The 25,691-nt window shown below is 34.3% G+C and carries 20 protein-coding genes; 8 read left to right on the top strand and 12 right to left on the bottom strand.

Annotated elements, in window-relative coordinates; translation table 11 throughout:
- Nucleotides 1–33 precede the first annotated feature (33 nt).
- The 4 genes from PUH65_RS12995 to groL all read left to right on the top strand — a co-directional run bounded on the left by PUH65_RS12995 (nt 34) and on the right by groL (nt 5,304).
- On the top strand, nt 34–504 hold the full coding sequence (locus PUH65_RS12995) for a HupE/UreJ family protein (protein WP_305520565.1): 471 nt from the start codon (nt 34–36) through the stop codon (nt 502–504).
- A gap of 219 nt (nt 505–723) precedes the next feature.
- Nucleotides 724–3,090, top strand: a complete 2,367-nt coding sequence (locus PUH65_RS12990; RefSeq protein ID WP_305520564.1) for a M1 family metallopeptidase — start codon at nt 724–726, stop codon at nt 3,088–3,090.
- Nucleotides 3,091–3,316: 226 nt separating this feature from the next.
- Entirely contained in the window at nt 3,317–3,595 is a 279-nt protein-coding gene (gene groES / locus PUH65_RS12985) for a co-chaperone GroES (protein ID WP_305520563.1), read from the top strand.
- 86 nt (nt 3,596–3,681) lie between these two features.
- Entirely contained in the window at nt 3,682–5,304 is a 1,623-nt protein-coding gene (gene groL / locus PUH65_RS12980) for a chaperonin GroEL (RefSeq protein ID WP_305520562.1), read from the top strand.
- A gap of 90 nt (nt 5,305–5,394) precedes the next feature.
- Here the strand turns inward: groL and PUH65_RS12975 are convergent, their stop codons facing one another.
- From PUH65_RS12975 to PUH65_RS12930, 10 genes are all read right to left on the bottom strand, one after another.
- Entirely contained in the window at nt 5,395–6,597 is a 1,203-nt protein-coding gene (locus PUH65_RS12975) for a hypothetical protein (RefSeq protein WP_305520561.1), read from the bottom strand.
- A gap of 232 nt (nt 6,598–6,829) precedes the next feature.
- Entirely contained in the window at nt 6,830–8,275 is a 1,446-nt protein-coding gene (pyk, locus tag PUH65_RS12970) for a pyruvate kinase (RefSeq protein WP_305520560.1), read from the bottom strand.
- Nucleotides 8,268–8,738: an IPExxxVDY family protein gene (locus PUH65_RS12965; RefSeq protein ID WP_305520559.1), complete on the bottom strand. Its 471-nt coding sequence runs from the start codon at nt 8,736–8,738 to the stop codon at nt 8,268–8,270. The genes pyk and PUH65_RS12965 overlap by 8 nt, the downstream gene beginning before the upstream one ends.
- Nucleotides 8,707–9,477 (bottom strand): ribonuclease III, encoded by a 771-nt coding sequence (rnc, locus tag PUH65_RS12960; RefSeq protein ID WP_305520558.1) that lies wholly within the window; start codon nt 9,475–9,477, stop codon nt 8,707–8,709. The genes PUH65_RS12965 and rnc overlap by 32 nt, the downstream gene beginning before the upstream one ends.
- Before the next feature lie 15 nt (nt 9,478–9,492).
- Nucleotides 9,493–10,737 (bottom strand): beta-ketoacyl-ACP synthase II, encoded by a 1,245-nt coding sequence (gene fabF, locus PUH65_RS12955; protein WP_305520557.1) that lies wholly within the window; start codon nt 10,735–10,737, stop codon nt 9,493–9,495.
- A 27-nt stretch (nt 10,738–10,764) separates the two neighbouring features.
- A complete protein-coding gene (locus PUH65_RS12950; protein ID WP_002976354.1) occupies nt 10,765–11,004 on the bottom strand; it encodes an acyl carrier protein in 240 nt (79 codons plus the stop codon).
- Between the two features lie 364 nt (nt 11,005–11,368).
- On the bottom strand, nt 11,369–12,286 hold the full coding sequence (hutG, locus tag PUH65_RS12945; protein ID WP_305520556.1) for a formimidoylglutamase: 918 nt from the start codon (nt 12,284–12,286) through the stop codon (nt 11,369–11,371).
- A 184-nt stretch (nt 12,287–12,470) separates the two neighbouring features.
- Nucleotides 12,471–13,415: a 1,2-phenylacetyl-CoA epoxidase subunit PaaA gene (gene paaA / locus PUH65_RS12940; protein ID WP_305520555.1), complete on the bottom strand. Its 945-nt coding sequence runs from the start codon at nt 13,413–13,415 to the stop codon at nt 12,471–12,473.
- Nucleotides 13,416–13,432: 17 nt separating this feature from the next.
- Entirely contained in the window at nt 13,433–13,708 is a 276-nt protein-coding gene (locus PUH65_RS12935) for a hypothetical protein (RefSeq protein ID WP_305520554.1), read from the bottom strand.
- A 27-nt stretch (nt 13,709–13,735) separates the two neighbouring features.
- Nucleotides 13,736–14,824, bottom strand: a complete 1,089-nt coding sequence (locus tag PUH65_RS12930) for an FAD-binding oxidoreductase (protein ID WP_305520553.1) — start codon at nt 14,822–14,824, stop codon at nt 13,736–13,738.
- A gap of 347 nt (nt 14,825–15,171) precedes the next feature.
- On the opposite strand from PUH65_RS12930, the gene clpB reads away from it, so the two are divergent.
- Complete coding sequence (gene clpB / locus PUH65_RS12925; protein ID WP_305520573.1) at nt 15,172–17,766, top strand: ATP-dependent chaperone ClpB; 2,595 nt, start codon at nt 15,172–15,174, stop codon at nt 17,764–17,766.
- Between the two features lie 375 nt (nt 17,767–18,141).
- Here the strand turns inward: clpB and PUH65_RS12920 are convergent, their stop codons facing one another.
- Nucleotides 18,142–20,514, bottom strand: a complete 2,373-nt coding sequence (locus PUH65_RS12920; protein WP_305520552.1) for an outer membrane beta-barrel family protein — start codon at nt 20,512–20,514, stop codon at nt 18,142–18,144.
- 159 nt (nt 20,515–20,673) lie between these two features.
- On the opposite strand from PUH65_RS12920, the gene PUH65_RS12915 reads away from it, so the two are divergent.
- Both PUH65_RS12915 and PUH65_RS12910 read left to right on the top strand, forming a co-directional pair.
- Nucleotides 20,674–21,993 carry a sensor histidine kinase KdpD gene (locus tag PUH65_RS12915; protein ID WP_305520551.1) on the top strand — a complete coding sequence of 440 codons (1,320 nt, stop codon included), beginning with the start codon at nt 20,674–20,676 and terminating at the stop codon, nt 21,991–21,993.
- The gene (locus PUH65_RS12910; RefSeq protein WP_305520550.1) at nt 21,983–22,675 is read left to right on the top strand and encodes a response regulator transcription factor; all 693 of its coding nucleotides are present in this window, start codon (nt 21,983–21,985) and stop codon (nt 22,673–22,675) included. The genes PUH65_RS12915 and PUH65_RS12910 overlap by 11 nt, the downstream gene beginning before the upstream one ends.
- A gap of 3 nt (nt 22,676–22,678) precedes the next feature.
- Here the strand turns inward: PUH65_RS12910 and PUH65_RS12905 are convergent, their stop codons facing one another.
- Entirely contained in the window at nt 22,679–23,506 is an 828-nt protein-coding gene (locus tag PUH65_RS12905) for an endonuclease/exonuclease/phosphatase family protein (RefSeq protein WP_305520549.1), read from the bottom strand.
- Nucleotides 23,507–23,645: 139 nt separating this feature from the next.
- Between PUH65_RS12905 and PUH65_RS12900 the strand changes: the two genes are divergently transcribed.
- Nucleotides 23,646–25,571: an ABC-F family ATP-binding cassette domain-containing protein gene (locus tag PUH65_RS12900; RefSeq protein ID WP_305520572.1), complete on the top strand. Its 1,926-nt coding sequence runs from the start codon at nt 23,646–23,648 to the stop codon at nt 25,569–25,571.
- The last annotated feature ends 120 nt before the right edge of the window (nt 25,572–25,691 follow it).

Raw genomic sequence — 25,691 nt, 5'->3', positions numbered from 1 at the left:
ATTTAACTATTCTATTTTTACACGAAAAATTTAATGCAGGATTTCTTATTCTATTTAAAACTCGGTTGGGAACATATTATTTCTTGGGATGCTCTTGACCATCAATTATTTATATTGGTTTTAGTGGCCGTTTATTTTTACAAAGACTGGCGCAAAATACTGATTCTTATTACCGCATTTACAATAGGACATTCTTTAACCCTCGCATTAAGTGTTCTCGATATCATGCGACTTCCCTCTACATTGGTAGAGATTTTAATTCCAGTAACCATTATGCTCACTGCGTTCGACAATATTTTATTTCGTGAAAATCAAAAAAAACTTATGAAAATCAATTATGTTTTAGCGTTGATTTTCGGTTTAATTCACGGAATGGGTTTTGCCAATACGGCGAGAATGGCGATGGCATCAGCACAAAATATTGCCGTTCCGCTTTTAGGTTTTAATATTGGTTTAGAATTAGGGCAGATCACAGTGGTGCTGTTGGTTATGGTTATGTTATAACTGCTTTCAAAATTCTTGAAATTCCAGCAGAAGTATTGGATTATTGGGATTTCAGTCATTTCAATTATCCTTTCCGCACAAATGATTTTAGAGCGTATTTAAGTTTTTATTTGGGCGCAGATGAGTAGTTAGATTCAAATTGATTTATCAGAAAAAATACAGACAACCGAATAAAAATAATTAAATTTGAATATTCGATAACTCTTATCTATTATTACAATGAAATTAAAAATTTTAACTTTCCTTTTTTGTTCCTTTTTCATTTTTGGACAAGATATTCAAAACAATCCGAAAAGTAATCACGGTAATAAATTTGAGCAATTAGGAACCATACTTCCTACGCCGAATTATTACAGAACCGGTTCTGGAGCACCTGGACAGGGATATTGGCAAAATCGTGCAGATTATGATATCACTGCATATTTAGATGAAGAGAAAAGAAATCTAAAAGGTTCAGAAACCATTACTTATTACAATAACTCGCCAGATGAACTCGATTATTTATGGTTGCAACTGGATGAAAATGAACATTCTTCAGTGAACAATGCAGGTTATGATAATTCTTCTTTTTTACCAAAACAGTTAAGTTCCGATGATTTAAAGACCACAGAATTGCCTGCTAAGAATAATGGATATGGCGTTAAGTTAGAGAAAGTGACCGATGCTGCTGGGAAACCAATGTCTTATGTGGTCAACAAAACCATGATGAGAATTGATCTCCCAAAAGTTTTAAAGAAAGGAGAAAAATTTGTATTTAAAATTGACTGGAATTACAATATCCCTGACCGAATTAAAATGGGCGGCCGCGGTGGTTACGAATTCTTCTCCGAAGATGGAAATGATTTATATACCATAACCCAGTGGTATCCGAGAATGTGCGTTTACAGTGATTTCAAAGGTTGGCAAAATAATCAGTTTACAGGCCGTGCAGAATTTGCGTTGGCTTTTGGAGATTTCAAAGTGTCGATGAATGTCCCGGCAGATCATATTGTTGCTTCAACAGGAGCGGGAAAAAATTTCGAACAGGTTTTAACGCCAGCACAATTGGTTAGATGGAAACGAGCACAAACCGCAAAAGAACCCATCGAAATTGTAACTTTAGAAGAAGCAAAAAAAGCAGAAAAAAATAAATCTAAAGAAAGAAAAATCTGGAAATTCGAAGCAGATAATGTTCGGGATTTCGCTTGGACTTCTTCCCGTAAATTTATTTGGGACGGAATGAAAGTCATTATTCCAGAAAATAAAAATGAGGTGATGGCGATGAGTTTATATCCGAAGGAGGCCTATAATCTTTACAGAAAATTTTCAACCAAAGTTATTGCGCATACAATTTTAACGTATTCAGAATACACGATTCCCTATCCTTATCCCGTCGCACAATCCATTGAAGCGGCTAACGGAATGGAATATCCAATGATTTGTTTTAATTATGGACGAACCGAAAAAGACGGAACCTATTCTGAAGGAATTAAAAACGGAATGATTGGCGTAATTATTCACGAAGTTGGACATAACTTTTTCCCAATGATCATTAATTCCGATGAAAGACAATGGTCCTGGATGGATGAAGGTTTGAATACTTTTGTAGAATATCTGACCGAAGAAAAATGGGATAATAAATTCCCATCGCGTCGTGGTCCGGCACATACCATCGTTGATTACATGAAATTACCAAAAGAGCAGTTGGAGCCGATTATGACGAATTCTGAAAATATTATTCAGTTTGGACCCAATGCTTATTCAAAACCTGCAACAGGTTTAAATATTTTAAGGGAAACCATTATTGGAAGAGAATTGTTCGACAAAGCATTTAAAACGTATTCCAAAAGATGGGCTTTCAAACATCCGGAACCTGCAGATTTCTTCAGGACGATGAATGATGCAAGTGCAGAAAATCTGGATTGGTTTTGGAGAGGTTGGTTTTATGGAATTGATCCCGTTGATATCGCCATCGATAAAGTTACTGTTCTAAAACCAGATTTAGATGCCATTCCGAAAGCGGGAGAACTTACTTATAATGTAGATCCACCTTTGCAAAATGCGTTCGAAGATAAATCGAAAATCATTAATAGAGCAGATAAAAACATTACTTTCTATACCGATAAAGATAAAGAAACTCAAGATTTTTACTGGCGCTATAATCGCGGACTGGAAAAAGTGGATCAAACAAAAGAGTATAAATTAAAGGTAGATAATTTTGAAAAAGTCCCACCAAAAGAAAAAACAAAATTAGAAAACATTTACGCTTATCAAGTTGATTTTGTAAACAAAGGCGGTTTGGTAATGCCAATTATTTTAGAATTTACCTTTGAAGATGGAACGAAATTGAACGATAAATCTTCCGCTCAAATTTGGAGAAAAAATGAAGAAGAGGTTTCTAAAACTTTTTACTTCGGCAAAAAATTAAAATCAATACAACTCGATCCGATGAAGGAAACTGCAGATATAGATACTTCTAATAATTTCTGGGGAGAAATCGCCGAACCGACTTCCAAGTTCCAGGTCTTTAAACAAAAACAAGGAGCAGTGTCTAGAGGTGCGGCGAATGGAAAGATAAATCCGATGCAGGCTGCTGGGAAGAAATAGTATTTGTCAATAGATGAGGGAACTGACTTACTAAAGGCTCCTAAAAAACAAGAAAAAGGAGAAGAAAAAAGAGTTAATTACGTATCCATTTAAGATTTTTTAAATGTTTTTTTTTCTGCCATAATTTCTCACTACAAAGTTATCAGTGACAGAAGTGCAGAAAAATATGCTTGGCATTCTTTTAGTCAAATCCACTGCAGTTAATTAATAATTAAAAAATTAAAATATGTCAGTAAATTTCAAACCATTAGCAGATAGAGTTCTTGTTGAGCCAACCGCTGCTGAAACTACGACCGCATCAGGGATTATTATTCCAGACACTGCAAAAGAAAAACCACAGGAAGGAATTGTTGTTGCAGTTGGACCAGGAAAAAAAGACGAACCCACTACAGTGAAAGTTGGTGACAAAGTTCTTTATGGAAAATATTCTGGATCCGAATTGAAGTTAGATGGTAAAGATTACCTTATTGTAAAAGAAGGTGACTTATTAGGAATTATCGGATAAATTTTTGTAAAAATTACAAGATTATCCCGCATTAAAATTTAATTAATAATATAAAGTAATTTCTAAATTACATAATACAGATAAAAATGGCAAAAGAAATAAAATTCGATATTGAATCAAGAGACGCTTTGAAAAGAGGTGTTGATGCATTGGCTAATGCAGTTAAAGTAACTTTAGGTCCAAAAGGAAGAAACGTAGTAATCGAAAAATCTTTCGGTGCACCACATGTAACCAAAGACGGAGTTTCTGTTGCAAAAGAAATCGAACTTGAAGATAGAGTAGAAAACATGGGTGCTCAAATGGTAAAAGAAGTTGCTTCTAGAACCAATGACATCGCTGGAGACGGTACCACTACCGCAACCGTTTTAGCTCAGGCAATCGTTCGCGAAGGTTTGAAAAACGTAGCAGCAGGAGCAAACCCAATGGATTTGAAAAGAGGAATCGATAAAGCAGTTACTGCGGTTGTTGAAAGTCTTCAATCTCAATCTCAGGAAGTTGGTGATTCATCAGAAAAAATTAAACAAGTTGCTTCTATCTCTGCAAATAACGATGATACCATTGGAACACTAATCGCAGAAGCTTTTGGTAAAGTTGGTAAGGAAGGAGTAATCACTGTTGAAGAAGCAAAAGGAACCGATACAACTGTTGATGTTGTAGAAGGAATGCAGTTTGACAGAGGATATCAGTCGCCTTATTTCGTTACTAATCCTGAGAAAATGGTAACTGAATTAGAAAACCCATATATTCTTTTGGTTGAGAAAAAAATCTCTTCAATGAAAGATTTGCTTCCAGTTTTAGAACCAGTTGCACAAGCAGGAAGAGCTTTATTAATTATTTCTGAAGAAGTTGAAGGTGAAGCTTTGGCAACTTTAGTTGTAAATAAATTAAGAGGTTCATTAAAAATTGCTGCTGTAAAAGCTCCAGGATTTGGCGACAGAAGAAAAGCAATGTTAGAAGATATCGCAATCTTAACTGGTGGAACTGTAATTTCTGAAGAAAGAGGTTTCACGATGGAAAACGCAACTTTGGAAATGTTGGGAACTGCTGAAAAAGTAGTGATCGACAAAGACAACACAACATTGGTAAACGGTGGAGGAGACGAAGCACAAATCAAAGGTCGTGTGAACCAGATCAAAGCGCAGATGGAAACTACAACTTCTGACTACGACAAAGAAAAACTTCAAGAGAGATTGGCGAAGTTAGCTGGTGGTGTTGCCGTACTTTACGTAGGTGCTGCTTCTGAAGTTGAAATGAAAGAAAAGAAAGATAGAGTTGATGATGCTTTACATGCAACAAGAGCTGCAGTAGAAGAAGGTATCGTACCTGGTGGAGGTGTAGCGTTAGTAAGAGCAATTTCTGCTTTGAATATTGAAGGTGAAAACCAAGACGAATCTACGGGAATCAAAATCGTTAAAAGAGCCATTGAAGAACCATTGAGACAAATTGTAGAAAATGCAGGTGGAGAAGGTTCTGTAGTGGTTGCAAAAGTAGCAGAAGGAAGCGGAGATTTCGGTTTCAATGCGAAAAACGATCAATACGTGAATATGTATGAAGCAGGAATTATTGACCCTACGAAAGTAGTACGTGTCGCTTTAGAAAACGCAGCATCTGTTGCAGGAATGTTATTGACCACAGAATGCGTAATCACTGAAGTGAAAAGTGCAGAACCAGCAATGCCAATGGGTGGTGGAATGCCGGGAATGATGTAATAATCAAAACCGACAAGGTTAAAATTATATTTAAAATAATCCGTTCAATTTCTTGAACGGATTATTTTTTTAGGAATTGTTTACGGTTTATCATGAAACTGCTTTTCTAAGTTGTTGATTTTTTAAATTCTTGATTTCTAACTTTTCAACTTTTTTTAAATAAAAAGTAAAGTGTGTTTCATCAATCAATTTTTCAAGGGTGTTTTTAATGGTTATTCTTTCCTTATCATTTGCAAATTCATATTTTACAAAATAAAAAAGAATAGAATAGTATTTTTTCCAACCCAAAGAAAGATTTTCTAAGATCACTTTATTCAAATATTGTTCACATTTGCTATGTTCTTTCATTTTTAAATATGCCACAGCACACATGATATTCCAGCAAACGTCGTGGTTTTCTTTTCTGTCCTGCGGCACAAATTCTCGATCATTGTATTTTTGAAAAGTATTGTTCTCAATTAGAAAACGCATTTCTTCAGTCTTATCCGTAAAAATTAAATGTTCTAACACTGCATACTCAAAACTACAAACCGATTTTTCGGAGATATGCGTATAATTTTCCCTTGCAATCAACATCTGATTATAAATTTTTTTAAAATCTTTTTTGTCTTTCTTTGACCAGGATTCAAGAAGGAGAACGCCGAATTTTCTGCCAGCAGGCAAAACATAAACTTCTGAAGTGAGTTCAATATTTTTTATTCGCTCGGAATAAAGAAATTTAAATTCCTTATTATCTGTTAAAAAAGCGCCCATATATAAAAATCCGAATGCAAATAATTTTGCTTCATTGCTCTGTTCAAATTTTAGATAATCCTGAAAATATTGCACATAGACCGTTCCTGCTAAATCCCGCAGAGGATGATGCTCCATAAAAAAGGTTCGGGCTAAAGGGTATTTTATTAATTGATGCTGAACCTCGATGAGCAGCGTTGGAGAATCAATAATTTTACGACAAATAGTTTCACTTAAAGACCAGTAATTAAAATCATCGGTTTCAGTGTGCAGATTTTCTAAAAATAAATCGATTTCATTTTGAATAAGACCTTTTTTGAAATCGGCATAATCCCTGAAATTACAGTATTGTGCGAGCGTGTCTAAAGTATAAATATGAAATTTGCCACTATTCTTAATCAGCCCAAAAAACCTTCTAAAAGTTTGTGGATTGATGACGATTCCCATTTTATTAATTTCCGCAGAAAGTTCATCGCAATGAACTGAAGAAGAAATTTGTTTCCCTAATTTATTTGAAACCGAAATTCTTAGTTCATTTAAAATTCTTCGGTCGGTATTCATTTGTTTTTTAACTTGTTAAACAAACTTAGGAAAAATTTAACAATTATAACTGTACAAACTTGTACAAATTTCAAATAGATTTATAACTTATTTTTGCATTCTAAACACAAATGATAAAATTAAAATTTTAGGGACGGATAATTATTTATCCGTTCTTTTTTATTCTCTACTTATTACACTTCAAAAAAAAATGCGCTCCATTGGAACGCATTATATTAATTGATTAAAAACCTTAAATGTTGGTTAATCTTAAAGTATTTGTTTTTCCGTCTTCATAAGCTGGTGTTGCATTAAGGTTCAAAACAAAATCACCTTGTTCCACATAACCGTAAGTATGTGCCAGCATATTCACTTGAATGATCGTTTCATCGGTGGATTTTTGCATGTCATAATAGAATGCACGAACTCCCCATAATAAATTCAACATAGTAATTACGCGTTTGTTAGAACTGAAAACAATAATATTTGAATTCGGTCGGTGAGCAGAAATTTGAAAAGCCGTATATCCTGAATAAGTCAAAGTAATAATTGCTTCAACATTGGTTGTTTTTGCAATTCTTACCGCTGCTAAACATATTCTATTTGTAATAAAACGTTCATCAATACAATCGAAATCATGTTCAATTGGTGAGTTTTTATGTCTGTAAAAATGTGTTTGCTCAATATTCTTAATAATCTTCGACATGTTTTTCACCACATCTACAGGGTAACGTCCAACAGATGTTTCACCAGAAAGCATTACTGCATCAGCACCATCTAACACGGAGTTTGCTACGTCATTTACTTCGGCTCTGGTAGGTGTTAAACTGTTAATCATAGTCTCCATCATTTGGGTTGCAATAATTACCGGTTTCGAATATTTACGTGCTTTTTCTACCAGGTTTTTCTGAATTGCTGGAACTTCTTCCATTGGAACTTCTACACCTAAATCACCACGGGCAACCATCAAACCATCGCATTCCATAAGGATTTCGTCAATGTTTTTGACTCCTTCTGGTTTTTCGATTTTTGCAATAATTGGGGTTTTCTGCTTATTGGTCGGGTGATTTTTAATGATTTCTTTTAAATCAATAATATCTTGCGCGTGACGGACAAATGATAAGGCAATCCAGTCTAATTCAAGATCTAATATAAAGTTAGCATCTTCTATGTCTTTTTCCGTTAAGGCAGGAAGCGAAACATTCGTATTCGGAAGATTTACGCCTTTCTTAGAACTTAACGGTCCTCCCTGAATAGTCTTTGCTCTTACGGTATCTACATTATTGGTTTCAATAACTTGTAGAACCAATTTTCCGTCATCAATCATGATTGTTTCCCCGGCTTTTACGTCTTGAGGAAACTTCTGATACGTCATGTAAACTCTTGTAGAATCTCCTTCAATTTTTTCATTGGTAAAGGTTAGGATATCGCCTGGATTCAAATATGATCCTTCTTTTACAATACCTACACGAAGTTTTGGACCTTGTAAATCTCCCAGTATTCCGACAGATTGTCCAAGTTCCTTATTAATTTCGCGGATCATTTCTACGTTTTTTCTAACAAGATCATAATCAGCGTGAGAGAAATTTATTCTGAAAATATCTACACCAGCTTGAACCAACTGAGTCATCGTTTCTTTATCAGAAGATGCTGGGCCAAGGGTTGCAATAATTTTTGTCTTTTTTAAATATTTATTCATAATATTGAATTAATTGATAAAGCTCCTCGATAGGGCTTAATTGAAAATCCTGAATCTGAAACATAAGATTTTCAGGGAGCAAAATTACTGAAAAATCATCAAATGGTTCAGAAGTCTTAATAATGTAATTAACATCCGGAAAGTGATCGAGTAAATATTTCGTATCTACCTCTGTGTTAAATAGTTCTGTTGAAATCTTTTTTTGAACACTGTAACTTGACTTGTTGGCAATGAAATGAATACAAATTTTTGAATCATGATGAAATGCCTGAAACCTTGGATAATAATAATCATAATATGTTCCTTGAAATAGAAGATCTTTAATTCTGGTAAACTTAAATGGGTTTAAGGAATTAAGATGGTAAAAAAGTTCGTAGTCGGGAACTTCTTTTATGAGACGTACTAATCCTAAAGTAATTTCATCGTCTTCTTCAATCTCGAGAGTGAACTTTTGGGTTTTCAAGAATACTTTGTTTTTTATTTAAAATATAAAATGCTCTTTGTGCTGCTTTTTCTTCTGCTTTTTTCTTAGAAGTTTCGGTAGCATTAGAGATTTTATCGTCACCAAGCCAGACATGAGTTCTAAAAACCAAATTTTTATTGGGTTGAACTTCCTCTAAAGTTTCATATTTAATGACCACTTTTTTCTTTTGACTCCATTCCAACAGTAAGCCTTTGTAACTTACAATTTTGTGCTCAAGTTTGTTAATCTCTGACGGAGTTAATAATCTTTCTAGAATAATTTTTCTACAAGTGTCATAATCTTGGTCAAGATATATTGCTCCTACTAGGGCTTCAAAAAGATTTCCGGAGATATTTTCGCTGAGCGCAGTTTTAGATTCGTTTTGCAAAAATTTAGTCAATGAAAGTTCAGTCCCTAATTTATTGAGGTTTTTCCGGTTCACAATTTTTGACTTCATCTGGGTAAGATATCCTTCATTTGCATCAGGATAAGTCGCAAAAAGGTGGCAGGAAATAATTGTTCCCAACACCGAATCTCCTAAGAACTCTAGTCGTTCGTAGTTTTTTGTTTGCTTAGTTTTAGATGAAGTTTTTAAAGAAAATGCTTCACGGTATAAATTAATATCTCGAACAGGACAACCCGTAATTTTGGTCATTTCACTGCTTAAAAAATAGTCTTTCTCCGAGAGATTTTTTTTTCTTCTAGCTAGGAATTTAGAAATGTATTTCTTTAACTCCATAGAATTTTCTGGGTCTTAAATTTTGGTAAAGAGCACACAAGCATTGTGTCCGCCGAAACCGAAAGTATTACTCATTGCAACATTCACCTCTTTCTTCACTGCATGATTAAATGTAAAATTTAATCTGCTGTCAATCCTTTCATCATCAGTAAAATGATTAATGGTAGGTGGAACGATGTTGTGGATAATGGTGTGTATTGCTGCAATTGCTTCAACAACTCCTGCTGCACCAAGTAAATGGCCAGTCATCGATTTGGTAGAATTAATCTGAATGTCGAAAGCGTGTTCTCCCAATAATTTTGAAATTGCATTAGATTCTGCAATATCTCCCAATGGAGTAGAGGTCCCATGCATATTGATGTGATCTACTTCATCGGCAGTAATACCAGCGTCTTCTAAACAGTTTTTCATTACGAGATAAGCGCCTAAACCTTCAGGGTGAGGTGCCGTCATGTGATAGGCATCTGCACTCATTCCACCTCCTTTTAATTCAGCGTAAATTGTTGCGCCACGTTTTACAGCGTGCTCATATTCTTCCAAAATAATACAACCTGCTCCTTCACCAAGAACAAATCCATCTCTGTCTTTGTCAAATGGTCTTGAGGCTGTTTTTGGATCATCATTTCTGGTCGAAAGTGCCATCATTGCGTTAAATCCGCCAACGCCACTTGCAGTAACTGCTGCTTCAGATCCACCACAAACAATTACATCTGCTTTTCCTAATTGGATGAGCATCTTAGAATCGATTAATGCGTTTGCAGAAGATGCACATGCAGAAACTGTTGCATAGTTAGGCCCATGAAAGCCGTACTCAATTGAAATGTGTCCTGGTGTGATATCGACAATCATCTTTGGAATAAAGAAAGGATTGAATCTTGGAATGTCTGCATTCGCCCAACCCAATACTTCTTTTTCAAAAGTTTCTAAACCGCCAATTCCAGAACCCCAAATTACGCCTACACGATTTCGGTCTAAACTGTCTGAGATAATACCGGAATGTTCTACGGCCTCTCTTGCTGCAATAAGACCTAATTGCGTGTTACGATCCATCTTTTTGGCTTCTTTCTTATCGAAATGTTCCAATGGATCAAAGTTCTTGACTTCACACGCGAATTTGGTTTTGAATTTTGTGGCATCAAAAAGAGTAATAGGAGCAGCTCCGCTCTCACCTTTTACAAGGCTTTCCCAGAATTCTTTAGCGTTTTTTCCGACAGGCGTAATCGCACCAAAGCCAGTTACAACTACTCTTTTTAATTCCATAAATTTTTTTTCTTTGTTGATAGAATATTATTTGTTCACTACTTCTTCAATGTAAGCAATAGCGTGTCCTACCGTAGTAATTTTCTCTGCTTGGTCATCAGGGATTTGAATGTTAAATTCTTTTTCGAATTCCATGATTAATTCTACAGTATCCAAAGAATCAGCTCCTAAATCATTAGTGAAGCTAGCTTCTGGAGTTACTTCTGTTTCTTCAACGTCGAGTTTATCAGCGATAATAGCTTTTACTCTTGATGCAATGTCTGACATAGTAATTTATTTTAATTAATTGTTAATTGGTGCAAATATATAAAATTCTTTATGATTTGAAGTTTTTTTAAGAATAATTAAAGTATTAATCTAAGATTAAATTTGGTAAAACTTAATTAGCATGTTCCCAATAACTTCGCAGCTAATTTAAGAACATTTCCTGACATGATCATCAAAGAATCTATAATCTAAAGGGTATTTAATGACTTTCACCTTAATTAAATTCAGCTTTTAGAAAAAATAAATACAAAAATGTATTGGGATTTTTTCTTGTAATTATGGTAATTGAAAAGTACTTTATATTAATGGAATAATCAAAAATAAGATAATTATATTTGAATGCTTAGATCGAATGATGTGTTTTTCATTTGATCATAAACCACTCGTTAATAAAAGATGCTGCGAGTCTTGCGGTGATTTCGTTGGTGTCATACATGGGATTGACTTCTGCGACATCCATCGCAATTAATTTGTCAGACGTTAAAATAAGTTTGAACAAATGCATGAAAGCGGCATCGGCAAAAATTCCATTATAAGCCAAGGCGGAAACTCCTGGTGCAACTGAAACATTGAAAACGTCCATACAAACAGTTAGATAAACAACGTCTGATTGATTAATGAATTCATTGAGTTTAGCGTAAAGGTTTGGTAGATTCTCAAAGAAAAGTTCGTCTGCTAAAATATATTTCATATTATATTCATGTGCAGTATCAAATAGTTTTAATGTATTTGAATTTCTTTGAATACCGATATGTAAAGAATGAATATCGCCTTCCTGAGCAATCTGCCAAAATCCTGTTCCTGAACTTGGACCTATACTTGGGTCGATTTCGCGATTGTCGAAATGGGCATCTATATTAATGATACCTATTTTTTTATCTGGAAATGCTTTTTTTATTCCAGAATAATGAGAAAACATAACCTCATGTCCGCCACCGAATACGACTGATTTGCCTCCTTTCTGTAAAACGATTTTAATCTTTTCTGCAAGTTTATTCTGGGCGTTTTCTAAATCCTCATTTTCACAATCAATATTACCAAAATCTTTTAAAGTAAAACCAGGACTGATAACAGGGAAATTAGAAATATTTTTTCGAATAATATCTGGTGCGTTTCGTGCGCCGACTCTTCCTTTATTGCGTTTCACGCCTTCATCAACTGCAAAACCGTGTAAAACGAAATCGTTCGTTGAAATGGTATCGTAATCATCTTCCAGAGAAACCCGTTGAAAAATTCTGTGATATAAAGGTTCATCACCATCGAAGCGTCCTTGCCAAATCATATATTTAGATTTTATTAATTGAGTAGTGTTGTTCTAAATCTCGAAAGAGATTATTAAAAAAAAGAAGTTATTCAGAAGAGTACAAAAAGTGAAATCTTAAACCGATAATCCTTTTGCAAGCTTTTGAATAACTTATTTAATAAAACTTTTCTTGTTTTTGTGGTTGAAAAGTTTTGAGCGGCAATTAATTATTTACTATTTCCTTTTTCATATTCGCTGCAAAAGCCATCGCAGCATCCTTCACCCAAGAATGTTCCCTTTGCGCTTTTCTTTTAGTCTCCAAACGTTTCTTATTACACGGTCCGTTTCCTTTTAAAACTTCCATAAATTCATCCCAAGGCAATTCACCGAAATCGTAATGTTGGGTTTCTTCGTTCCATTTTAGATTTTCATCCGGAATTTTTAAACCTAAAAATTCTGCCTGCGAAACCGTTACATCTACAAACCGTTGACGAAGAGAATCGTTACTTTCCCGTTTTACTCTGTAATTCATCGATTTTTGAGAGTTAGGAGAATCGGCATCATTTGGTCCGAACATCATTAATGCTGGCCACCAAAAACGGTTCAGCGCTTCTTGTGCTAAATCTTTCTGTTCTTTCGTTCCACGGCAAAGCGTCATCAAAATTTCATAACCTTGTCTCTGGTGAAAAGATTCTTCTTTACAAATTCTTACCATTGCTCGGGAATATGGACCGTAAGAATTCCCCATCAGCATTACCTGATTCATAATCGCAGCACCATCAACGAGCCAGCCGATTGCTCCAATATCTGCCCAAGAAAGTGCAGGATAATTAAAAATGCTGGAGTACTTTGCTTTTCCGGAAAGCATATCATTGTAAGTAGAATCTCGGTCTGCAGCGATTTCTCCATTATTTAAAGTTTCTGTCGCAGCATATAAATAAAGACCGTGTCCCGCCTCATCCTGAATTTTCGCCAAAAGTGCCATTTTTCTTCTCAAAGTAGGAGCGCGCGAAATCCAGTTGGCTTCCGGCAACATCCCTACAATTTCGGAATGCGCGTGTTGCGAAATCTGTCTTACCAATAACTTTCTGTAGTCATCGGGCATTACGTCTTTTGGTTCTACTTTATTTTCGGCTTGTACGTATTCTAAAAATTTTTCGTGATTCATAAGGTGTCTTCTAAAAATTATAGGGCATTAGTAGTTTGATGCGCATTAATCGCGTCTTCTTCTAATAGATAAAGTCCAATTCTTCCTTCAGAAAATTCTCCCACTACGAAAGTGATTGTTTTTTCCGGAGTTCTAATTTCGTATTCATTGAATAGATACGGATTTCCGCTGAGCGGTCCAATAACTTCAATCTTACGGTCAGAGCAATGCCAATAATGATTCCAAATATTAATTCCTTCTACTTTAAATTCTTTTTCAACTTCGATTAAAGAGGCAAATTTCCAGTTTTTCATAATTGTTAGTTTTTAAAAATTACTCGATTATACATCGTAATTCAACATCACCACATTGGTTGTCGGGTGACATTGACAGGTTAATACAAAACCTCGCTCAACTTCATCATCAGTCAAGGCGAAATTCTTTTCCATAAATACTTCACCTTCCATAACCTGTGCTTTGCAGGTACAGCAAACGCCACCTTTGCAGGCAAACGGAACCGGAAGTTTCTCTGCTAACGCTTGGTCTAAAATGCTGTTTTTCTTTGAATTAAGGTGAAATGAATATTCATCATCATCAATAATTAAAGTGACCATGCTTTCTAAATTCGGAATGGCTTTAAATTCATCACTCATTTCTGCATTTCCTTCTTCATCAGGAGCGGCGTAATATTCATACATAATTTGAAGCGACGGAACTTTCTTCTCTTTTTTCAAATAATCAGAAATTCCTTTGATCATTTCCGACGGTCCACAAATAAAATAAGTGGAATCCTGAACTGGAATACCATCAAATCTTTGGAATAAAAGATCGAGTTTCTCTGCTGAAATTCTTCCTTCAAAAAGTTCATCTTCGTAATGCTTTTCTCTGGACAACAGGAAAACTACTTTTAACCGGCCTTCAAATTTTTCAACCAAATCATCGATTTCTTTTTTAAAGATAATATCTGTGAAACTTCTATTGCTAAAAAAGAGGTAAGCCGAACTTTGAGGTTCCTGATAAAGCGCTTCTTTGATATTAGACAACACGGGCGAAATCCCACTTCCTGCTGCTAAACCGATATAGGTTTTTTGATTTGAAATATGGTAATGCGTATAGAAATGCCCAGACGGCGCCATTACTTCCACCACATCGCCCACTTTCAATTCCTGATTCAGATAAGTTGAAACTTTACCTTGGTCAAGATGTTTCACCAAAATTTCCAGTTCAGAATGGTCTTCACTCGGTGCGTTGATTATAGAATAACTTCGTCGCAAATCTTCTTCCCCAAAAACAAATCTTACATTAATATATTGTCCCTGTTTAAAAGAAAATTCGTGTTTTAAGTTTTCCGGAATTTCGAAAGCGATATGAATGCAATCGTTGGTTTCTTTGGATACTTTAGTTGCTTTAAGTTGATGAAAATGATGCATAATATTTTGAAATCTCAATAAAAGTGAGTTCAACAAATATACTTATTTTTTGAAAGCCAGAAAAAGGATTTCCATCATCGCTCTATTCTATAACAATAGGTTACAATATAACTTACCTATTTGTCTTCATTAAAAGTTGCAAAATCCGCAATTTCGGAAATTTTGACTATTTATTTCTAGTAATATTTATTGAATTCGGAAATTTTGACCGCTTTTTATTAATTATATTTAAAAGAATGGTTTTTGAGGAATAGAAATAAGAATTGAAAAATAATTGATTAGAGGCGTAGGAATTCGTAACTTTATATGGATTCTTACTGTTTCTTAAAATTTTAAAAATTAATATGATGAACTTAAATCAATATACCGTAAAATCACAAGAAGCCATTCAGAAAGCGCAACAGATTGCGATGGAGTTCGGCAATCAAAGTATTGAACCACAACATTTATTGGAAGGGATTTTCCAGATAGATGAAAATATTTCTGAATTTTTATTAAAGAAATCAGAAGCAGAATTAACATTGGTCAGAGAAAGAAACCGCGAGAATATCGAAAAACTTCCGAAAGTAGAAGGAGGAAATATTTATCTTTCACAGTCTGCGAATAAAGTTTTGCTCGATGCTCCGAATGTTGCCAAGAAAATGGATGATGAGTTTGTAACCATCGAACATCTTTGGCTTTCTTTATTAGATGTAAATTCTGATGTTTCGAAAATGCTCAAAGATATGGGCGTTACCAAAAATGGTTTAGAAATGGCCATCAAAGAATTGCGAAAAGGATCTAAAGCAACTTCTGCAAGTTCTGAAGAAACCTACCAAAGTTTAAATAAATACGCCAAGAATTTTAATGAACTTGCGGCGGAAGGAAAACTCGATCCAGTAATTGGGCGCGATGAAGAAATCCGTCGTGTTCTACAAATTCTTTCCCGAAGAACCAAGAATAATCCGATATTAATCGGTGAACCTGGTGTTGGTAAAACTGCGATTGCAGAAGGAATTGCACACCGAATTATTTCCGGAGATATTCCTGAAAACTTGCAGGATAAAACATTGTACTCGTTAGATATGGGTGCCTTAATCGCTGGTGCAAAATACAAAGGTGAATTTGAGGAAAGACTTAAATCAGTAATTAATGAAGTCATAAAATCAGATGGGCAGATTATTCTCTTCATCGATGAAATCCACACTTTGGTTGGTGCCGGTGGTGGTGAAGGTGCCATGGATGCTGCAAATATTCTGAAACCTGCTTTGGCAAGAGGAGAACTGAGAGCAATAGGTGCAACGACTTTAAATGAATATCAAAAATATTTTGAAAAAGATAAAGCGTTGGAAAGACGTTTTCAGAAGGTGATGGTTGAAGAGCCAGATACTGAATCTGCTATTTCTATTCTGCGTGGAATTAAAGATAAATATGAAGCGCACCACAAAGTTCGAATCAAAGACGAAGCGATTATTGCAGCTGTTGAACAGTCGCAGCGATATATTTCAGATCGATTTTTACCAGATAAAGCCATCGACTTGATTGATGAAGCATCTGCGAAGTTGAGAATGGAAATCAATTCAAAACCTGAAGAACTCGATGTTTTGGATCGCAAGATAATTCAGATGGAAATTGAATTAGCCGCAATTTCCCGAGAAGGTGATGATCTTAAAGTTTCTCATTTGAAAGAAGATATTGCGAAGTTTTCGGAACAGCGAAATGAAATCAATGCGAAATGGCTGAAAGAAAAACAAAAATCTGAAGATCTAACTTCCATTAAAAAAGATATTGAAGCCTTGAAGTTAGAAGCAGAACGCGCTTCCAGAACTGGAGATTATGCGAAAGTTGCTGAAATTCAATATGGTAAGATTAAAGCCAAAGAAGATGAATTGCAGAAACTTGAATTAGAAATGCAAAACCATCAAAATGAATTGATTAAGGAGGAAGTAACTGCCGAGAACATCTCAGAAGTTATTTCAAAATGGACCGGAATTCCGGTAACTAAATTGGTTCAGTCAGAACGCGAAAAATTACTTCATTTAGAAGATGAACTGCACAAAAGAGTAGTAGGTCAAGAAGAAGCCATAGAAGCAGTCGCAGACGCAATTCGTAGAAATCGTGCAGGATTAAATGACGAGAAAAAACCTATCGGAAGTTTCCTATTTCTCGGAACAACCGGAGTTGGTAAAACCGAATTGGCAAAAGCACTTGCCGAATATTTATTCGATGACGAAAATAATATGACCAGAATCGATATGAGTGAATATCAAGAAAGACATTCGGTGTCTCGATTGGTGGGTGCCCCTCCAGGATATGTGGGTTACGATGAAGGAGGACAGTTAACCGAAGCAGTTCGAAGAAGACCTTACTCGGTCGTGCTTTTAGATGAAATTGAAAAGGCGCATCCAGATGTTTTCAATACATTGCTGCAGGTTTTAGATGATGGTCGGTTGACTGATAATAAAGGAAGAGTCGTGAATTTTAAAAATTCAATTATCATTATGACTTCAAACCTTGGGTCGCATATCATTCAGGAAAATTTTGATAAAATAACCGATGATAATGTGGATGAAATTGTAGCAATATCAAAAGAAGAGGTTTTCGCTTTATTGAAACAAACTTTAAGACCTGAGTTTTTAAATCGTATTGATGAAACCGTTCTTTTCCAACCTTTAAATAAAAAACAGATTGGTAAAATCGTCCTTTATCAATTGCGTGGATTTAATGAAATGTTAGAAAAACGTGGTATTATAATGACGGCAACCGATGATGCTATTCAGTATATTACCAACAAAGGATACGATCCTAGTTTTGGTGCGCGGCCTTTGAAAAGAGTCCTGCAGCAAGAAGTTCTGAATAAATTGTCTAAAGAAATTTTGGCTGGTCATGTTAGTGATGGCGATCGAATCACTTTGGATTACTTTGATGAAAGCGGTTTGGTTTTCCGACCAACAGAGTTGTAAAAAGTTTAACTTTCAATTAACATAATATTGCACGGTTTTTGCCGTTATATTATTGAAAAATTTTTTTTCATCATTTGTGTTTTTAGAATCCGTGGAGAAATCTGCGGATTCTTTTTTTTTTAAAATTAAATCATCTATCATCAAAATTTAAAAATAAAGTAGAAAGAATTTTGATATCTGAAAAATAAAGGTAATATTTGCAGAGTTCAATTGCTGGTAACAGTGTTGAATAAATTTTTTTTCATCATTTGTGTTTTTAGAATCCATCAGTCATGATGGATTCTTTTGTTTTAACCTAAATGATCGTTTTGGTTTTAAATAAAATGAACAGCAAAATTGTATTTTACTGTTCCAAAAGTTTTTTTAAAAATAGCTCTACATCCTATTTTCCTCTTCGACTTTTTCAATTGTTTTAGCGTTTTTCACAGCTTGATTTCCAAAGTTGAACTTTATGGAAATTATAAAATTTCGGGTATCTCCATAATCCAAAAAATAATTATCCTGATTTGCGTATTTAGTAGTGACTTTCTCGTGGGAAGTTTTAAAAATATCATTAAATAAAAGACTGGATTCTAATTTTTTGCTGAAAAACTTTTTATTCATCACCAAATAAGTAGAAGATGAACCAGAAATTGTAAATGTTCCCTGTATCGACGGAGAGTTATATTGATGACCGACTTCTATTTTCCAATCGCTATTTTTATTGAGTATGAAACTGGTTGAAAGGTCGGAAGACCAATTCCAAACTTTATTTTTATATAAAATTGCATCTACGCCGACGAAATAATTTTCATTGTGTTCTAAGTTTTCAGATAAACTAAAACTCCACCACGGTTTGATTTGAAAATTCTTAAACAAACTCAAACCGTAGGCTTGACCTTTTTCTATGTTGGTGAAATGGTAGATTAGCGAATTGGTACTTGGTTCTTGAAAGGAAATCTCCATGGAAGGATTAATTTCTTTTCGATAATAAAAATCCAGATTCCAGTCTTTGTAGGTGTAATTAAAGTTGAGGTTATGCACCAGCGTCGCTATTAACTTAGGATCACCTTGAAAATAGGAAAATAAATTATAGTACGACTTTGCGGGATTTAACCATGAGTAAGAAGGTCTGCTGATTCTTTTGCCGTAGGATAATCCGAACTGATGATTATTCGTAGTGGTGTATTGCGCATACAAAGTTGGAAACAGTTTCCAATAATCATCTTTATTTACCTCGTATGGTTCTGAAACTATTCCTGCCAAATTTGTTTTTTCTGCACGCAAACCTGCTTTAAAATTCCATTTTCCGGGATTATAGGTTAGGGAAGAATAAAGTGCGAAATTGTGTTCGTGATAATCGAACGTATTGCTTTTGTCTGGTGAATATTGAAGATCTCCGTTTTTGTTTTCGGAAAATTGAAGCACGCTATTGGTTTTTACAAAACTATATTTTGCGCCCGATTCAACTTCCCATTTTTCGGTTTTCCAATCATAATCTGCTTGGGTAGAATAGAGTTGAACATCACTTTTGTTGTTGGTTAGAAAATTATTTTCTGTCGGAGTTTCATTGGCGAAAACCAAATAAGTGAGAATGTTCTGATATTTTCGAGCATTGTTTCCTGCGAAATAATTAGTCCAACTAACTTTACTTTTTTTATTGATTTTCCGATCAAGCTGAAAACTTACAGCATTATTGATATCGCGTGAATAGTGATCATTAATTGTAGTGTAATAAGATTCTATCATATTCTGATTGTTAAGAATTAAGGTAGGAACATTATAATTGCCAAAAGATTTCGGACTGAAAAATCCAGAGTAGTTTAGGCTCAAATTGGTGAGACTGTCTACTTCATATTCAATGTTAAAGTTGACTGTGTTTTGACTTTTGTTTTGGTCTTTCCGATTCATCGTGCTGATCCATTTGGTTTGATCTTCTATATAATTTACGTAATCTGTGCCTTCCCTATAATAAGTTCCACCTCCTAAATAATAACTCGCCATTGCCGAAAGTTTGTCTTTTTTGTAATATTGAGAAATTCCTGCTACTCCTTTTGCATACTGACTTTGCACATATTTTGAAGAAATAATACCGCGGTAACCTTCAATTGTATTTTTCTTCATGATGATATTGAGCACCGCACTTCCAGAGGCTTCATATTTTGCAGGGGGATTTGTAATGACTTCTACGGATTTCATCTCTTCTCCTTGCGTATTTTCTAAAAGGTTTTTCAGTTCGTCGCCAGTTAACATTATTTTTTTATCATTAATGGTTACTAAAATACTTTGACTTCCTTTTATTGTTAAAGCATCATTTTTCACAGAAACTCCCGGCGTTTTTTTTAGAATTTCCCAAGCGTTTTGCGATGAAATATTACTGTTTTCTACATTAAATGACAAGCGGTCAATCTTTCTTGTTACCACAGGTTTTTGTTTAGTCATCACCACTTCCTGAATTTCTTGAATGTTTTTTTTCAAAATAATATGAAGCGGTTTATCTTGTTTTGCTAAATCTAGATTTTCTTCAAGTTCATTATATTCCAAATCTTTAAAAATCAATTTAACTTTGGTTTCAGAAATTCCTTCCAGCACAAATCCTCCGTTTTCATTGGTCACTACTTTTTTAATTAAAGTCTTTTGAAAATTATAAACTTCAACAGTGACCATCGGAAGTTTTTCGTTTTGAATATTTATCACCGTTCCCTCAATTTTTTGTTTTTGAGAAAATAGCATTACAGGCAGAAATAAAAAAAGTAAGATTTTATACATTGATTTTTTTTTAGATTAAATAAGAGAGGAAAAGCAAAAGTATTATTCGTTAAATTGCTGTAGCAAAGGTCTTTGAAACTACCGAAGATTTCGGTTAATGGAAGGTTAACGATGGGTTAATGCTCCTAGGCAAAAGTTTAAACCTATATCTTTGTAAATATGATTTCCAAAAGCAAAAATCTTGTCGCAGCTTTTACCGTATTGTTTCTTCTTTTATTAGGGATTCAGGCTTATTTCCTAGTTAAAACCTATCAGTTGAAAGAAAACGAAATCAATAGGAATATCTATACAGGATTGAGTGATATTACCGAACAATTAGAAGATCATGGCGGAATTAAGAAATTCTCGAGTGATTCGTTGCAGAGTATTTTTATTCAATACAACAATCAAGAAATCACCAAACAGGAATTCTTAAACTTGTTTGAAATTAATAGAAAGAGCAACCAAAAGAAATTCAGTCAGTATATCGATCAGGAATTTAAAAGTGAAGGATATAAGGTCGCGGCAAAGATTGAGTATGTTTCTATCGTTTTTGTACCGAACAATCACAGTCTCATCGATAAACCAATCGTTCTCTACGAAACCGAAAATAAAGTTTCTAATCCAAAGATTTTAAATACGGGCACTTGGGAAACGTCTTCAACCTCTCCTTCCAAAGACAAAGATAAAATCACTAAAAACAATACTTTTCTTGTGAAAAGTAAAACAAGCTACGAAATCCTAAATATTAAGAGTATTATTTTTAAAGAATTAGTTGTTCTTATGATTTGTTGTTTTGCTTTATTAGTTGCTGTTTTGCTGTTGTATATTTTTACGATCAAAAATTTAATTAAACAACAGAAATTGGTAGAAATTTTACATTCGGCAGTTGATAATATTTCACATGAATTCAAAACGCCAATCGCTACTTTGAAAATTGCGAGCAAAACTTTAAAAAAAGATTGGAATCCCAAAACACTGCCTTTGATTGATCGGCAAATTACCCGTTTAGAAAGTTTGATGTTTCAATTATATAAAGATGATAACGAAGGTGAAACCATCAAAATAAAACCAGAAGACTGGGGTTTTGTTATTCAGGATTTGGTGTTTATTTATCCCGATGTTCAGTTTGTTCTAAATAATAATACTTCGCAGGAATTTCCTTTTGATAAAAATTTAATGGAAACCGTTTTGAAAAACCTTTGCGAAAATAGTGTGAAATATGGTGCTTCAATTGTTAAAATTAATATTATTCAGTCAGCGTTTACTTTAGACATTGAGGTCTCCGACAATGGAAAAGGGATTGAAAAGAAAGAGTTTAAAAATATTTTTGAAAAATTTTACAGAATACAATCCAATAATATCCATGATACCAAAGGTCTTGGATTGGGACTTTATTTTGTTCAGAAAATTATTAAAAAATATAATGGTACAATTACCGTTTCAAGCCAGCCAAAAGAAGGAACAACTTTTAAAATAAATCTGCCATATGAAAACTAAAATTCTTTTAGTAGAAGACGATGCAGATTTTGGACTTATTCTAAAACAATATTTAGAATTAAGTGATTTTGATGTCGTTTGGTTTCAAAATCCTGCAGATGTTGTGGGGATTTTAAATTCTGATTTCTCTTTTAATATTGGGGTTTTAGATATTATGATGCCGAATATCGACGGTTTTTCTTTGGCTAAAATAATTTTGAAAGAATATCCTCATTTTCCATTTCTTTTTCTATCTGCCAAAAATCAGAAAATAGACCGATTAACCGGCTTGAAAATCGGAGCCGACGATTATATCGCTAAACCGTGTGAACCAGAAGAACTCATTCTTCGCATAAAAAATATTCTTAAAAGAGTTTTACCCGCAACTGTAAAAACGCAGTTCAGAATAGGAGAATATTCTTTAGACTCAGAAAAGCTTTTGCTGTCTCATTCAGAAGAAAAAGTACGTTTAACCATTCGGGAAAAAGACCTTTTGCTTTATCTTTTAAAGCATAATAAGAAAACTATAAAACGCGACGATATTTTAGATACTCTCTGGGAAGCCAATGATTACTTTACTGGCAGAAGTCTGGATGTTTTTATAAGTAGAATTCGAAAATATTTCCGCTATGATGAGCAGATAAAAATTCAATCAATTAGAGGAGTCGGATTTGAAATCGATTTTCCCACAGAAAAAAGATAGACTTTAAAAAGAGAGTTCTGCCATAATCGGGAAATGGTCAGATGGATACAGTAAATTTTCTCTTCTGTCATTAATGGTTCTAAAACTTTCAGTCTCAAAATCTTTCACAAAGATATAATCAATGCGCTCTGTTGGAATGGTATTGACATCAAAATTGGTAAATGTCCCTTTCGGTCCATATGGTTTTTTCGCTGAATGATGATAGGTGTTTAGCATTTCTGCGGAAATGATTTTCAGTGGATCCGTGTCCTCTGTTAAATTAAAATCACCTGTTAAAACCACGGGAAGATTTTTGACATTGAGTCCTTTTATTTTTTCTAAAATCAAAGTTGCTGATTTTTCTCTTGCAACATTTCCGATATGATCGAAATGCGTATTAAAGGCCCAGAATTTTTTACCTCCTTTTTTCATTTTAAATAAAGCATAAGTGCAAACTCTATTATAGGCAGCATCCCAACCTTTTGATAGAATGTTTGGCGTTTCGCTTAGCCAGAAAGTTCCGGATTCTAAAACCTGTAGTTTTTCTGTGTCGTAAAATAGAGCAGAATATTCGCCTTTGTTTTTTCCGTCGTCGCGACCAACTCCCACGAAATCGTAATTTTTTAGATTGTTTTTAATGTCAAGCATTTGTTGTGGAACCGCTTCCTGAACCCCAAAAAAATCAGGATGGTAATAATCCATTAATTGTAATGCTTCGGTTTTGCGGTTTTCCCAAGAGTTTTCTTTGTCGGATTCTAATGATAGCCGAATATTAAAGGACATCACTTTTAGGGATTGTCCGTAAGCGCAAATAAAGAAAAAGAAAGTAAGAAGACCGATTAATTTTTTCATTTTTAAATTTTAAATATCCGTAAAGATAAAAATTAATCTTTTAAAAATGAAGAACTGTCTCAGCAAGTTAGTCTGTAATTCAATTAGTTTCACTACTTTTGCACCTCGAAAAATCACTCATCAATTAGTATTATATCATATGATTTCTGTTCAAAGTTTAGGTCTTCATCACTCTGGAAATTACCTGTTTCAAAACGTAAATTTCACCATCAAAAAAGATGATAAAATCGGTTTGGTCGGTAAAAATGGAGCGGGAAAATCTACGTTGCTAAAAATGCTTACGGGCGAAATTAATTTCTACGAAGGAAGCATCGTTCAGGAAGGCACCGTGACCATAGGTTTCCTAAAACAAGATTTAGATTTTGTGAAAGGTCGTACGGTGTGGAATGAAACACTTCAAGCTTTTGAAGCCATCAATGCTATGAAGAATGAACTTGAAGACGTGAATCATCAAATGGTTACCAGAACAGATTATGAAAGTACTTACTATGAAAATTTAATTCATAGAATGACTGAATTAAATGATCTTTTAATGCATCACGATGCGTACAATTTAGAAGGTGATGTTGAGAAAGTGTTATTGGGACTGGGCTTTAAGGCAGATGATTTTCATAAAATCACCGACGAGTTTTCTGGCGGTTGGCGAATGAGAATTGAATTAGCGAAATTGCTTTTGCAGAAAAATGATTTGATGTTGCTGGATGAACCAACCAATCACTTGGATATGGAATCCATTATTTGGCTCGAAAGTTTTTTGAAAGATTATCCAGGCGCAATCGTTTTGGTAAGTCACGATAAGCAATTTATGACCTCGGTTTGTAACAGAACTTTTGATATTAATAATAAAAAGGTTGACGATTATAAAGCCAACTATACCAAATATTTAGAGTTAAGTAAAGAGCGAAAAGAAAAGCAAATTCAAGCCAAGAAGAATCAGGATGTAGAAATTAAGCAGATGGAAGATAACATCAACCGTTTCCGTGCCTCTGCAACTAAATCTTCTTTCGCGCAATCATTGATTAAAAAATTAGATAAACTTGAAAGAATTGAAGTTGATACTGATGATGTTTCAAAATTTAATATTCGATTTCAACCAGCTGTAACTCCAGGAAAAATAATTTTCGAAGCCAAAAATTTAGGAAAAGCTTACGGTAAAAAACAAATTTTCGATGAGGTTGATTTCTTTATTGAGCGTGGACAGCGAATCGCTTTATTAGGTCAAAATGGTCAAGGTAAAACAACATTAGCAAAAATATTGTCCGGAGAAATTACCGATTACACAGGCGAATGGAATCTGGGACATAATGTAAATATTGGTTATTTTGCACAAAATCAGGAAGAGGTTTTAACACCGAATAAAACTGTTTTAGAGGAAGCCGAAGATGCTGCGACAGAAGAAACCCGTCCTAGAGTACGTGACTTGTTGGGAAGTTTCCTTTTTCAAGGTGATGATGTTACCAAGAAAACAAAAGTGCTTTCCGGAGGGGAACGTAACCGTTTGGCTTTGTGTAAATTATTACTGCGTCCATTCAATACATTGATTATGGATGAGCCGACGAATCACTTGGATATTCAGTCGAAAGAAATCATCAAACTGGCTTTGCAGAAATTTGAAGGAACGCTGATTGTTATTTCTCACGACCGTGAATTTTTGCAAGGTTTGAGCGATAAGATTTTTGAATTCCGTGATGGAAGAATGAAAGAATTTTTGGGCGATGTTAATGATTACTTAGAATTCCGACAGAAAGAAAGCATCCGTGAAATTTCTGCCGAGAAATCGAAATTGCAGGAATTACGAAATGAGCCAGAACCAATAAAAGTGGTTGAAAAACCAGTTGAAAAGAAACAGGTTATCGTTAGTAAAGATCAAAAAAACATTCAAAATAAAATAAAGAAAGTCGAAGAGAAAATTTCTGAACTCGAATTGAAAATCGAAGAAATGGAAAAAACTTTTACGACTGAGAATCCATCTGAAGAAACATTAGAAGTTTATAATTCTAAAAAAGAGGAATTAGATTTGGCTCTTCAGGAATGGGAATATTTGGGAACGCAGTTAGAAGCGTAACTGAAAATTTAATTTCAAATAATTTAACCGCATTAAGATTTAATCTTGATGCGGTTTTTTTAACGTTGCAACTCTTACCATAAACTTCCAACCTAAATTCCTATCTTTGAATTTCAAAAA

The sequence above is a fragment of the Kaistella sp. SH40-3 genome, assembly GCF_030686865.1.
Taxonomy (GTDB): Bacteria; Bacteroidota; Bacteroidia; order Flavobacteriales; family Weeksellaceae; genus Kaistella.
The sequence above is the reverse complement of the archived record's forward strand: the minus strand, read 5'-3'. Positions and strand labels throughout refer to the sequence as shown.